This window comes from Peribacillus sp. FSL E2-0218 (genome assembly GCF_037992945.1).
Taxonomy (GTDB): Bacteria; Bacillota; Bacilli; order Bacillales; family DSM-1321; genus Peribacillus; species Peribacillus simplex_B.
Genome location: NZ_CP150304.1, coordinates 3,990,747 through 4,003,724, shown reverse-complemented (window position 1 = coordinate 4,003,724; position 12,978 = coordinate 3,990,747). Strand labels below are relative to the sequence as shown.

Genomic DNA, 12,978 nt, shown 5'->3' with positions numbered 1-12,978 from the left:
ATATAGTAGATAAAATGAAATATCTTCCTTTTAAGCATAAAAAAGGAACATTAAGAATTGGCTAGTATGATATATTTTCTAGGCTCATAAGAGGCAATATTATCATTAATAAAATGATGGGGGTATTTTTAAATGGGGACTCAACCTACTAATGCAGGAATAGATTTTCAACAAAGAGTTTCAGGTTGGATATTATTTAACATGGTAGTGGATATGGATTTAGCAAATTCTATTGATATAAAAGAAAATACATATATTGAAAAAGTTGCTTTTGAAACAAGGGATATAATTGATGATCTTGTAGTAACAACCAAGGATAACGAAAAGTTATTTTTTCAAATGAAAAGAACAGCATCGCTTACAAAAAGTGAAGATAGTGATTTTTATAAAGCAATTAACCAGTTTGTAAGACAATATATTCAAGAAGGCAAATCGTTGAATAATTATATATTAGTAACTACCTCTAATACCTCTAATCCAATCAAGAATGATCTTAGAAAAATATTGAAAAGCATTAGGCTCAATCCATTAACATTTATTGAAAATCCCCTTAACAAAAGCGAAAAATCTGTGTTTGATAGATTTAAGAGTTTAATTAGAGAAATTTATATGAAAGCTACAAGTGAAGAAATGAGTGAACAACAATTTTTGGATTTTTCCTCCAAAATGATAATTTCTGTTCTCGATATTGAAGATGGAATGGCTTTCGAAAAAAGTGTACTAACAGCACTTAGTAGTAAAATAAATACAGTGTCTCCTCAATTCTTTTGGTCTTTTCTAATCTCTACTTCTCTAAGTTTGGCTTCAAGTAGAATGTCAGCCTTATGTAAAGAGCTAAAAGATAAGTGGAAAGAATATTTAGATAATCCAAAAGAGAATGTAAGTAATGAAGATGTTGTCGAGGGTTTTTTTAGTTTCATACTAAATGAGGATGATTTTTCAATAGGGAAAGATGTAGTTCTCGTTGAAGGAAACGAAGAATTAGGAGAAGACTTTTCAAATAAAATGTTACTTATGGAATTATATCGTTTTGATGAAGATGGCTCAAAAAGGGTACAGTATATTGACAATAATTATGTAGTCTTAAAGAATGGCATTAGAATGAAGGTTTTACATAGAACTGCAACAAACACAGGGATGGAAAGGTATTTAACGGAAAATGATGAAATTCTTCCATATAATGAACTTATTATTGCTCCTGCTAAGGGTATCGAGAATGTTGAGCAAGAGTTACCTGTAAAACTTCATAAAGAATTATGCCAGAAATACATAAAAGAAAATAAAAAAGGGTTTATGAATTGTTTGCATTGTGGAAAAGGTATTTCAGAAAAATCTTATGCTATTGAGATTGATGACTTATATGAAAAATCAATTCTTGGTGTTGTTCATTTTGATTGTTTAAGACCAATTGATAGAGTTTTAGGTTTCATTACAAGTGATTTATTTGAGGAATATAATTATTTAAGAAAGTTTGACTATAACTTATGGATAAATAGTATCAAGGACTCTCAAGCTATGTTAAATAATTTAAAAGGCTCTAAAATTCCCCCGTTAGTTCATATGGCATGGAACCCATATGGAGGAAGTAATAATCAATTTAACAACTGTATAAAGATAAATCTATCAAATGGAGATTTTAGATATATATTAGATAGAGGTAAGGTTGATAGATTTAATAAAAGCGAAGCAAAGAAAACTGCAAAACTTTTTAATGAAAAATTTGAGAAAAACAAGGATAGTGACCCTTTTGGTTATACATCTGTAAATAATATTTATGGAACTTACTCATATTTAATAGAAATCAAAAATGATAATGAAGATTTTTTAGAATGTGTTTCAGCTGAGGTTGAAAGATATAATAATCATATTGGGATTCAATATAGTAATAATAAAAATTATTATGCTCCTCTATTAACTATTACCCTTTTAGAAAATGAGGAGTTACTTACTTTAAACGGATGTTTAGTTTTTTTAAGTGATCCTATGACATTAAAAAATTACCTAAATAATTGGGAGAAGACAGGCATAGATCTAAAGGAGTATGAGTTAAATATTCTTTCAGCTGATGAAGAGTTTGACAATCTTATGAGAGAGTATGATAGGACAGACATCAAAGGAGTAATTGATCCAATATTAGATATTAGAGGAGAATTTAGTCAAGGAGTTATTCTTGAGAACATAAATAAGCTCCCTAGGGTTAGAAGATGATATATATTGAGTGAATACTTTCTGACTGAGACCATAACTTTTGCTTAATACAACTAAATGATTAAAAAGCATTGAGATAGTGGGAGTTCTCAATGCTCTTATTTGCCTCTTAAACAACTATGGTGAACCATATCAAAAAGATGGTTAACAAAAAAAGTATTCCAAAAAAATTGACACATTAATTTTTACATTATTTGGAGTGAGTTACAGCTGACCTTGTTAGCTATTTTTATATGGAAAATTCTATGTTACCATTATCTAAATATTAGTTTTCAAAGTTAAACAATGTATCTTTTTATATCTTAAACATTCTCTTTTATTTCACCACAGTCAGGAGCCATCCCATGAACATCGAGAAAAAGCTAATTGTCAATTCAGACAAGGGTAATTTGTTAAATGAATTAATTTCTTCTATAAATGAGTGTGAAAGGTTTTATTTCAGTGTGGCTTTTATTAATTATAGTGGTCTTCAGCTATTGTTGGATACTTTCAAGGGTGCAGAGAAAAGGGGAGTAAAGGGGAAGATTATTACTTCGACTTATCTGAATTTTACTGAAGCGAAGGCACTAAAGAAGGTAAATGAGTTTAGTAATATTCATTTGAAGATTTTTGAAACAGATAAGGCAATCGGTTTTCATACGAAAGCGTATATTTTTGAATTTAAGGATCGTTATAAGGTGATTATTGGTTCTTCGAATATTACGCAAAGTGCTCTTAAGAGTAATATTGAGTGGAATGTGGAGATTATTGCTAAAGAGGATGCTCAATTTTTAAAAGATGTTCTTAAGGAATATGATGGCTTGTGGAATAGTAGTGTCGTAGCGGATGACAATTTCATAAGTAAGTATGAAGAGTTTCTGAGTAAATTAAAGGGCTATACGAATACACAGCAATTTATTTATGAAAGCTCTGAATATATTATTCCTAATAACATGCAAAAACGTGCGGTTGAAAACCTTGAAAGAATTAGATCATTTGGGGAAAAAAAAGCCCTAGTTATCGCGGCAACAGGGACGGGGAAAACGTATATGTCTGCTTTTGACGTAAAGGGATTCAAGCCTAAAAGATTATTGTTCATTGTACATAGAGAAGAAATATTAAAAAAGGCAAAAGAGACCTTTGAAAAGCTCTTACCAAATGAAAAACTGACATTTGGATTACTGACTGGAAATCAAAAGCAAAAACATGCTGATTATATTTTTTCTACCATACAAACTTTGTCTAAATGCTACGAGGAATTTAAACGAGACGAATTTAATTATATTATTTTTGACGAGGCTCACCATGCAACAAGCCCTAGCTATCAAGCCGTGCTAGAATATTTCAACCCTCAGTTTACATTAGGGATGACAGCTACTCCAGAGAGAAGCGATCAACAAAATGTTTTTGACCTATTTGATAATAATGTTGCCTTGGAGGTTCGTTTACATGAGGCTTTAGAGGATGAACTGGTCATTCCCTTTCATTATTTTGGTATTACTGACATTGAGGGAATTGATTTAAGTGATGTAGATATTGATGATGTAGCGGAGATCACGAAGCGATTAAAGGTTAACGAGAGAGTCGATTTTATTATTAAGAATATGAACTTCTATGGTCATGACGGAGACAAAAGAAAAGGTCTAGGGTTTTGCGTAACCGTTGAACATGCACAATATATGGCCCAGGAATTTAATAATAGAGGGATACAAAGTATCTGTTTATCTGGAAATGACTCAGTTGAGCTGAGATCGTATTATATAAGTAGATTAGTAGATGACCATGATGATTTGGAATTTATTTTCACCGTTGATATTTTTAATGAGGGTGTGGATATTCCTTCTGTAAATACTGTTTTAATGCTTAGACCTACTAATTCTCCGATTGTTTTTATTCAACAGCTGGGAAGAGGACTTCGTAAGCATAAAGACAAGAGTTTCCTAACGGTACTTGATTTTATCGGCAATCATAGTAAAACGTTCTTAATTGCCATCGCATTAAATGGAAGCCGTTATTATGATAAAGAGAGCTTGAAGGTTGCGATTGCGACTGGCTTTGCCAACATTCCAGGTTGTACACATATTCAAATGGATAAAATCTCGGAAGAACGGATATTAGCGCAGATTGATAAGGAAAACTTCAATTCACTCAAGTATTTGAAGGAAGAGTATTTTGAATTTAAGAAAATGAATCAAGGTAAAATGCCTTTATTATTAATGGATTATATGAAGTTTGACGGAGCTCCAGATCCGATTAAGTTTATTAATCGTGAAAAAACGTATTTGCAATTTGTAGCTAAGGTAGAAAAAAACGATTCCTTGAAAAGGCTATTACTAGACGAAGCATTTGAAGGTGTATTAAGGGAGTTATCAAGTAAGCTGCCTTTAAAGCGAGTGTATGAGTTTGCGATTGCTAAATATCTATTGGATCATGATGAGATTTCTTTAGAAACCGCAAAACATGAGATATTGAAGTTAGTTAAAGAGGTAGATGAAGATAGCGTATTGCATGCCTTGCAGTGTCTAAATCAGGATTTTTATGATCCTGGTCAGAAAAAGAGGAACTTAAAGTTATTTGCTTTTGAAAATGCTCATTTATCTAAGACAGCAACTTATGAGAAGGTTCTAGAGAATGATGAATATAGAGCATATATCGAGGATCTTATTATTTATGGAGTCTTTAGATATGAAAAGGAATTCAAAGAAGACTACTATGGTGTGCCACATTTGAAGCTGTATGAGCAATATCAAATGGGTGATGCTGCATTATTATCAAATTATCGCAAAAGTCATAGTGCTTTTAGGGGTTCTGGTTTACTTTCAAATGGAAATGACTATTTCTTGTTTATTGATTTACACAAGGAAGAGGATATAAAAGAAAGCATTAATTACCACGATGAATTTATAAACGAGAGGATGTTTCAATGGCAGACACCAAATAGTACAGCCCCAACCTCTGAGAGAGGGAAGAATATTGTATTCAACCAGGATAGAGGGATCCATTTACATTTATTTATTAGAAAGTATAAAGAAATAGATGGAAAGACAGAACCTTATATTTATATCGGGAAGGGTAACACCGTAGAATATGAAGGAGAAAAGCCAATTACCGTTAAGATGGAATTAGAGAATGAAGTCCCAGCTAGTTTATATACGGAGTTCACTAAAAGAGTATAGTCTTCTCATTTGAGAAGACTATTTTTTTCATTGATCAATTGTTCCACAGCGGGAATGTCAGCAGGAGCCCATATTAGGGAACTTAAATTTTCTCGCTTTAACCATATCAGTTTAGAATGCTCATTGGCTGTTGGGGTACCTCCAATAATTCTACATTTTATTGACAGTAGGTTAATGATAAAGCTTTCATATTCATGTGTAGTATCATTAAAGATTGAAGCCTCTGTTTCAACCTGGCATTGTAATTCCTCATCAATTTCTCTTTTTAAAGCAGTAAAAATATCTTCTCCCTTTTCTACTTTTCCACCTGGAAACTCCCACATGTTCGGGATGCTCATATCTGGAGAGCGTAACGCACATAGTATTTCATCATTTTCATTTTCAATAATGGCTGCAACTACTTTAACTTGCTTTTTCATGTTATCCTCCTAGGTTTTGCTATGATTAAATAATATCATGATTAAGAGTGGTTTGTTATAAATACAAAATTTGGGTAAGTGATATAATTGTAATATAAACTTTGAAGGAGGCCAATTTATGCCAGTCCACAATAAATTAGTTCGTGATCGGATTCCTGAAGTGATTGAAGCTACAGGTAAGAAGTTTACAACGAGAGTGCTAGATGAGAAGGAATACATAGAAGAATTGAAAAAGAAGAGCTTTGAAGAGCTACAGGAATATGTAGAGACTGAAGGTAAAGAGGCTGCGATTGAAGAGTTGGCCGATGTGCTAGAAATCCTTCATGCTCTCGCTGAGTATCATGGGGCTTCTATCGAGGAAGTGGAGGAAGTACGAAAGAGGAAAGCAGCTAAACGCGGGGGATTTAAGGAGAAGATTTATCTGGTTGAGGTTGAAGATGAGTAAGGTCCAATTAATTACTAATCAATTAGGGACACATCTATTGAAGCAGATTGATTCTGCTTCTTCTATTTGTATTTTAACCTCTTTTGTAATGAAATCTGGTGTTCAATATTTGAAGGAAGCATTAAAAGCAGCTGCGGAGCGTGGAGCGGAAATTAAAGTGTGTACGGGCGATTATTTGTTTGTGACCCAGCCAGAAGCATTAAGGATGCTGTTAGAGATTGATGCAAGGATTGAGGTCAGATTATGGAAGAGTAATGGGGTCTCCTTTCATCCTAAAGCTTATTTATTTCAGAAAGAAAATCAAGATAGCCTGTTCGTTGGATCATCTAATCTTTCACGTTCGGCCTTAAGCAATGGAGTGGAATGGAGTCTTTCTGTTAGTGATGATGATGCAGTCTTTTCGCAAGGGCTGCATCTATTTTTAGAAACGTTTTATAGTGATCAAACGATTCCTTTAAATCAAGAAACGTTGAAAAATTATAAAGAAAGCTATGACAAGTTTCATATCACTAATCCAAATCTGCCAAAAAAATGGACAGAAACAGAGGAAATGGATTTGATGCTTCCAAGTGATGGTGATGAGTCTTTTCCAACAACAGAGATCATTCATGAACCATCTGTGCCATACGGGAAGATATCTCCTCGATTTGCGCAAATAGTAGCATTAGAGGAATTAAATAAAACGATGGAAGAAGATTATGATAAGGCATTAGTCGTAATGGCGACAGGGTTAGGAAAAACATATTTAGCTGGATTCTTTGCGCGCAATTTTAAACGAGTGCTGTTTATTGCCCATCTTGAAGAGATTTTATATCAGGCAAAGAAGTCATTCCAAACGGTTATGCCCGAGGAGCGCTTTTCAATTTATAATGGCAAGGTGAAGGAAAGTCATGGACATACCATTTTTGCGTCGATTTACACGTTAAGTATGCAGCGGCATTTGCAAGTGTTTGATCCTGAAGAATTTGACTTGATTATCGTGGATGAGTTTCATCATGCAGCGGCTGACTCTTATCAACGGGTATTGAATTACTTCAAACCGAAATTCTTGCTTGGGATTACGGCCACTCCAGATCGAAATGATAACAAAGATGTATACGCTATCTGTGGTGGAAATGTTGCGTTCCGAATTGATTTTCTTGAGGCTATTCAACGGAACTGGTTAGCGCCGTTTAAGTATTTTGGTGTGTATGATCATACAGATTATAGTCAGATTACTTGGCTCGGAAATCGATATGATGAACAGGAGTTGTTACAGCTTCAACTAAGGGATGAGATGGCTGAAAAGGTATTGAATGCGTGGAAGGACAAAAGAAAGACTCGTACCATAGGTTTCTGTTCATCCATTAGGCAAGCAGACTTTCTTTCTGCCTTTTTTAATCAAAACGGATTTAGCGCAATTAGTCTGCATTCAAAGCAAAAAGACATCAATCGAGATGAGGCAATTAATCAGCTGGCAGATGGAGTCCTTGATGTTATTTTTACGGTCAATTTATTCAATGAGGGAGTCGATATTCCGGCGGTTGATACGCTGTTATTTGTTAGGCCAACAGAATCTTTAACGGTCTTTACCCAGCAGATTGGCAGAGGGCTACGGCTACATGACTCCAAGAATCATTGCGTTATTATTGATTTAATCGGTAATTATCGAAATGCAGATGTTAAATTAAGCTTGTTTGATACAGATCCGAATAGGAAGGCTAAAGCCATTGAACCGGTTGTTCCGGAGTTATGCGAGATACAATTAGATATTCAAGTTATTAATCTCTTAAAGGAAATGGCAAAAAAGAAGCAGCCTAGACGAGATACATTAGTAAATGATTATTTCCTATTAAAGCAGGAGTTAGGAAGCAGACCATCTTATTTAGAATTACATTTAAAAGGTGCCTCTGAATCTCCGCAGTATCGGCAGGAATTTTCTTCATACTATGGTTTCTTGGAGTATGCTAAAGAGCTTTCAGAGCAAGAATCAGACATCTTTCACCGCTATAAGCAATGGCTAGTGGAGGTAGAGAAAACAGGTATGGCGAAGAGCTATAAGATGGTCGTTCTACTAGCAATGCTAGAGCGTGGAGAGGATAGCTGGTTCAAGCCCATCACTTCTAAAGAAGCAGCACCATTTTTTCATAGCTACTTAACAGAAGTAGAGTACCGAAAACAAATCGACTTTGCTGACAAATCCTCTAAAAAGCTTTGGGATTACGATGAAGCTGGAGTTAGTAAGCTGATTTCTACTATGCCTATGGCTAAGTGGAGTGGCAGCTCTAAAGGGTTAATTTCTTACGAAGATGATATTTTTAAGCTGAACTTTGATGTCAGACCAGAGGATCAGAGGGTTTTGTATAATATGACCAAGGATATTTGTGAATATCGACTTCATTTTCACTTTGAGCGGAAGGGTAGCTAAAATGAATGATATATCCTCCTTATATTTTCACCTTACAATTTATAAGGGGGGATTTACAAATTAATTCACAAAACCTTGCACAATTTGAGAAATCATAAAAACCAACAAACTTGAAATCATAGCTCCGACCAAAATATTATAGCCTGAAATAAAGTCATGATAGAATCCAATTGTTCCAATCAATAAAAATATCAGAATAAAAACATAGGATAGAGAGAGAGAAATTAATATTTTTCGAAAAATACGTTGATCTGCTACAACGTAACTATCGTTCCACTTATCATTCTTTTTCTTGACTAAGAAATGAATGACTTGATAACCCATAATAAGACAAGCTATCCCCCACATAACCCAGAAATTACTTCCTGTTTCATCTACAAAGATTGAAAAAGATGAATATCCAAAGCATAAGAATAAGCACAGGTAACTCACTAAAATCATCCACTTTTTCAAACGCATAAGAATCCCTCCTGAAATTAATCTGTTTTTTCTTCTAAATTACAGAGGCTATAAATATAAGACAAATTCTTATCTTGTTCTTTAAGAATATCATGTTTTACTATTGGCCAATCAATATGAATTGAGAAAAGAATAGAGGCTACCATGTTTAACAAATGGTAGCCTCTATTTTTTCATCAAACCCATCACCCCTCCCGAGCTACCTCCACTTTCTTCCTTACACTAGCACCCTTCCCAAAAACAACCGAAAGTACCACAATCACGGCTATTACAATCGTAAAATAGGTGATGGATTCGTTTAGGAATAGGGTGGCGAATAGGATCATCAGAAAGGGCTGCAGGTATTGGATTTGGCTGACTCTGGCTATTCCGCCCATGGCCATGCCGCTGTACCAGGCGACGTAGGCGAGGAATTGGCTGACGATTGCGAGATAGATGAAGCTGATCCAGGCTTGGATGGGCGCATGGAGCATTTCCGATGTTACGCTTAGGGCGACCGGAATGATGAAGAAGGGGGCGCCGATGATGATTGCCCAGGCGATCACCTGCCAGCTGCCTAGTTCCTTCGCTAATTTTCCACCTTCCGCGTAGCTGAGGCCGAGGATGATCACGGCTGTGAGTAAGGCCAGGTCGGCATATTGCAGGGAACCGAATCCAAGGTGGAGGGCATAGATGATGACCGCCAAGGAGCCGATTGCGCTTGAGATCCAGAATTTGAGCGAGGGGATTTCGCCGGCCCGAAGCATGGCAAATCCGGCTGTCGCTAATGGCAATAGCGCCACTTCCACTGCGCCATGGGAAACGGGCAGGTCTTCCATGGCCCACGAGGTGAGGAGCGGAAAGCCTAAAACGGCGCCGAGCGCAACGATCAGGAGACTTTTGAATTGTCGGGGTGAGGGGAATTTTTCCTTGCGAACGATCAATACGACCGCGACTAACATGGCCGCAACGACCGTTCTGCCTAAGCCGACGAGGGTCGTGCCGAAATGCTCGACGGCAATCCTCGTGGCAGGGAGCGTCAGGCTAAAGCAAATCACCCCGACCAATCCCACTAATAACCCCATTTTTTCTCTTTTTTCTCCCTGCATTCTATCCAGCTCCCATTCTGTTAGTTGTTTCAGATTTGTACCATTTATCAAAATAGTTTTGCTATAATTAACATAATATGAGTACAGAGATGAAAAATAAACCAGTTTTTTGTTAATCTGTCCTGGTACAGATGGAGGGAGGGCGACAGAATGAGCTCGAAATACGAAAAGATCATGGCGGACATGAAGCGCCGGCTGGAGGAAGGGGTGCTTACTGCAGGGAGTAAGCTTCCTTCTGTTCGGCAGGTGTCCGTGGATTATGACTGCAGCAAGAACACGGTCATGAAAGCTTATGATGAGCTTGAAAAAGAGCATGTCATTTATTCGGTTCCGAAAAGCGGATATTATGTGGTCAATGACTTTCAACAAGCGAGGGAGGAGCAGGAGGTGATTGATTTTTTGTCTGCCGGTCCGGATAAAAATATCATGCCTTATGTGGAATTTCAGCATTGTTTGAATCAGGCGATTGACCAATATAAAGAAGAGCTTTTTGCCTATTCCGATCCACAAGGGCTGTACTCGCTGCGCGTGCAATTGGTGAAATATCTGCAAAGTTTACAGGTGTTCACCGAGGCGGAAAGATTGGTCGTTGTATCTGGCTCGCAGCAGGCCCTTCATTTATTGGTATCCTTGCCGTTTCCAAATGGGAAAAATAATATTTTAATTGAACAGCCTACGTATTTCGGCTTCATCGAGTCCCTCCATCTGCAGCAGGCTACCGTTTTTGGTATAGAATTAACGATGGAAGGAATCGATCTTGAGCGGCTGGAATACATGTTTCGAAATAATGATATAAAATTTTTCTATATCGTCCCGAGGTTTCACAATCCGCTTGGACATGGTTATACGAATCGTGAAAAGAAAAAAATCGTTGAGCTGGCGGAAAAATACGATGTCTATATCGTCGAGGATGATATTTTAGGAGACCTTGATCTTGATTCGAAAGCTGATCCGTTATTTTCCTTTGATCCTTCGGGGCGGGTGATTTATATTAAAAGCCTTTCGAAAATTTTTCTCCCGGGGTTAAGGATTGGTACGGTCGTTCTGCCAGCAATCATGATGAGGGATTTTTTGCAGGCTAAATTCTGTATGGATTTTACGAGCTCGGCCCTTTCCCAAGGTGCGCTGGAGATCTATTTGAAAAGCGGGATGTTCAATAGCCATCTCAAAAAGGTAAAAGAGGTGTACCGGAAGAAGATGCGCATCGTGCAAGAAGCCTGTGAAGCATGGCTGCCGGCTAACACCAGTTTTTCGAAACCAGCTTCAGGTTTTTATCTTTCGATCAGCTTGCCTGAGAATGTAAAGGCGAAGCAGGTCGTCCAGCTGCTGCACGAGCAGCATGTCTATGTGGATGATGCCTCCAGGATGTTTTTACCTCCATATAAAAAAGAAAACCTGATCCGATTGAGTATCTCCCAGGTGAATGACAGCCAAATTATCCCGGGGATCAAGCTGTTGGCTGACTGTATTGCCGTCCTTGACAGCAGGAAAAATCGTAGGCAGCCCACTAACTTCTTGCCCATTTAGGATTACCGCCACAAAAATAGAGCCCTCCAAAATTTTATGGAGGGCTCTTCATTATAAACCGTTACGGCAGCACATTGCCTGCCGCGCGATAGATGCTATACCATTCTTCGCGTGTTAGCTTGATTTCGGTTGCCTGGCAGCAATCCCTTAAGCGGCCTTCATTCATCGTTCCGATGACCGGCTGCATATGCGCGGGGTGGCGCAGGATCCAGGCGATCGCAATCGTCGTGTTGCTGACGTCATATTTGCGAGCGACTTCATCAATCTGTTTGTTCAATTCAGGGAACTTCTCGTTTCCGAGGAATACGCCTTCAAAAAATCCGTATTGGAACGGTGACCAAGGCTGAATCGTGATATCGTTCAGTCTGCAAAAATCGAGCACACTGCCGTCGCGGTTCACGGCTTGTTCATTTTCCATGTTCACATTAAAGCCATTGGAAATCATGTTGGCGTTCGTGATGCTTAATTGCAGCTGGTTGGCCACGATCGGCTGCTTGACCGATTTTTTCAGTAGCTGGATTTGCATCGGATTTTGGTTGGAAACGCCGAAATGACGCACTTTTCCTGAGTTTTCCAGAATATCGAAGGCTTCCGCCACTTCTTCCGGCTCCATCAACGTATCCGGGCGGTGAAGGAGGAACGTATCCAGATAATCCGTTTTCAGACGCTTCAGGCTTGCGTCCACCGATTCGAGGATATGTTCTTTGGAAAAGTCGAACATCCCTTTGCGTATACCGCATTTGGATTGCACGATGATCTTTTCTCGGATGCTTGCGTTCATCCCGATGGCGTCGGCGAATATTTCCTCGCATTCGCCGCTGCCATAAATATCGGCATGGTCGAAGAAGTTCGCGCCCAATTCCAGCGCCGTTTGCACAAAGTGCTCCGCCTCGGTCTTGTCCAGCGAATTGATTCGCATGCAGCCGACTGAAACGACCGGCACCTCTAATGTACTGCTTCCAAGTTTCATTGTCTTCATTGAATGATATCCCCCTTATTTGTAATCGCGTACATGGTGTGTGAGTCCGTCACCTGCAAAGCAGGCCTGTCTTCACGTCACGAGTAAATCTGCCTCTCTTTTTGATTGTGACACACACTGCCAGTAGTTATCAAGATTTAGCAACCGGTTACAGAATTCGGTTGATGTTCGGCGGATGCAGGGGGTGCCTATGACGCAGGTTATTGTGACGGAATTCCTTTACATACTGGGGCAGCGCCAATGGCATTCTAAACTAAATCTAAATTAATGAGAACAAAAGGCGCGCGACGC

Annotated in this window: 9 protein-coding genes; 5 read left to right on the top strand and 4 right to left on the bottom strand. The window is 38.0% G+C overall.

Going from position 1 to position 12,978, the window contains the following annotated elements:
• The first annotated feature begins 132 nt into the window (after positions 1-132).
• On the top strand, positions 133-2,208 hold the full coding sequence (locus MHI53_RS19265) for a hypothetical protein (RefSeq protein WP_340371989.1): 2,076 nt from the start codon (positions 133-135) through the stop codon (positions 2,206-2,208).
• Positions 2,209-2,552: 344 nt separating this feature from the next.
• Complete coding sequence (locus tag MHI53_RS19260) at positions 2,553-5,363, top strand: DEAD/DEAH box helicase (protein ID WP_340371988.1); 2,811 nt, start codon at positions 2,553-2,555, stop codon at positions 5,361-5,363.
• A 5-nt stretch (positions 5,364-5,368) separates the two neighbouring features.
• Here the strand turns inward: MHI53_RS19260 and MHI53_RS19255 are convergent, their stop codons facing one another.
• A complete protein-coding gene (locus tag MHI53_RS19255; RefSeq protein WP_340371987.1) occupies positions 5,369-5,782 on the bottom strand; it encodes a (deoxy)nucleoside triphosphate pyrophosphohydrolase in 414 nt (137 codons plus the stop codon).
• A 118-nt stretch (positions 5,783-5,900) separates the two neighbouring features.
• Here MHI53_RS19255 and MHI53_RS19250 point away from each other — a divergent pair, with 118 nt between their 5' ends.
• On the top strand, positions 5,901-6,227 hold the full coding sequence (locus MHI53_RS19250) for a nucleoside triphosphate pyrophosphohydrolase (protein ID WP_340371986.1): 327 nt from the start codon (positions 5,901-5,903) through the stop codon (positions 6,225-6,227).
• Positions 6,220-8,634 (top strand): DEAD/DEAH box helicase family protein, encoded by a 2,415-nt coding sequence (locus tag MHI53_RS19245; RefSeq protein WP_340371985.1) that lies wholly within the window; start codon positions 6,220-6,222, stop codon positions 8,632-8,634. The genes MHI53_RS19250 and MHI53_RS19245 overlap by 8 nt, the downstream gene beginning before the upstream one ends.
• Before the next feature lie 60 nt (positions 8,635-8,694).
• On the opposite strand, the gene MHI53_RS19240 is transcribed toward MHI53_RS19245, so the two are convergent.
• Both MHI53_RS19240 and MHI53_RS19235 read right to left on the bottom strand, forming a co-directional pair.
• Entirely contained in the window at positions 8,695-9,093 is a 399-nt protein-coding gene (locus MHI53_RS19240) for a hypothetical protein (protein ID WP_340371984.1), read from the bottom strand.
• Positions 9,094-9,278: 185 nt separating this feature from the next.
• Positions 9,279-10,181: a DMT family transporter gene (locus MHI53_RS19235; RefSeq protein ID WP_340373707.1), complete on the bottom strand. Its 903-nt coding sequence runs from the start codon at positions 10,179-10,181 to the stop codon at positions 9,279-9,281.
• A gap of 150 nt (positions 10,182-10,331) precedes the next feature.
• Between MHI53_RS19235 and MHI53_RS19230 the strand changes: the two genes are divergently transcribed.
• Positions 10,332-11,708: a PLP-dependent aminotransferase family protein gene (locus MHI53_RS19230; protein ID WP_340371983.1), complete on the top strand. Its 1,377-nt coding sequence runs from the start codon at positions 10,332-10,334 to the stop codon at positions 11,706-11,708.
• Positions 11,709-11,769: 61 nt separating this feature from the next.
• On the opposite strand, the gene MHI53_RS19225 is transcribed toward MHI53_RS19230, so the two are convergent.
• Positions 11,770-12,687, bottom strand: coding sequence for an aldo/keto reductase (locus tag MHI53_RS19225; protein ID WP_061140723.1), 918 nt, complete (start codon positions 12,685-12,687; stop codon positions 11,770-11,772).
• Positions 12,688-12,978: the final 291 nt, after the last annotated feature.

What these genes read in the sequence shown, in the direction of transcription:
- MHI53_RS19235 (WP_340373707.1), bottom strand. Translation starts at nt 10,181, where the DNA reads ATGCAGGGAGAAAAAAGAGAAAAAATGGGGTTATTAGTGGGATTGGTC.
- MHI53_RS19245 (WP_340371985.1), top strand. Translation starts at nt 6,220, where the DNA reads ATGAGTAAGGTCCAATTAATTACTAATCAATTAGGGACACATCTATTG.
- MHI53_RS19240 (WP_340371984.1), bottom strand. Translation starts at nt 9,093, where the DNA reads ATGCGTTTGAAAAAGTGGATGATTTTAGTGAGTTACCTGTGCTTATTC.
- MHI53_RS19260 (WP_340371988.1), top strand. Translation starts at nt 2,553, where the DNA reads ATGAACATCGAGAAAAAGCTAATTGTCAATTCAGACAAGGGTAATTTG.
- MHI53_RS19225 (WP_061140723.1), bottom strand. Translation starts at nt 12,687, where the DNA reads ATGAAGACAATGAAACTTGGAAGCAGTACATTAGAGGTGCCGGTCGTT.
- MHI53_RS19255 (WP_340371987.1), bottom strand. Translation starts at nt 5,782, where the DNA reads ATGAAAAAGCAAGTTAAAGTAGTTGCAGCCATTATTGAAAATGAAAAT.
- MHI53_RS19230 (WP_340371983.1), top strand. Translation starts at nt 10,332, where the DNA reads ATGAGCTCGAAATACGAAAAGATCATGGCGGACATGAAGCGCCGGCTG.
- MHI53_RS19265 (WP_340371989.1), top strand. Translation starts at nt 133, where the DNA reads ATGGGGACTCAACCTACTAATGCAGGAATAGATTTTCAACAAAGAGTT.
- MHI53_RS19250 (WP_340371986.1), top strand. Translation starts at nt 5,901, where the DNA reads ATGCCAGTCCACAATAAATTAGTTCGTGATCGGATTCCTGAAGTGATT.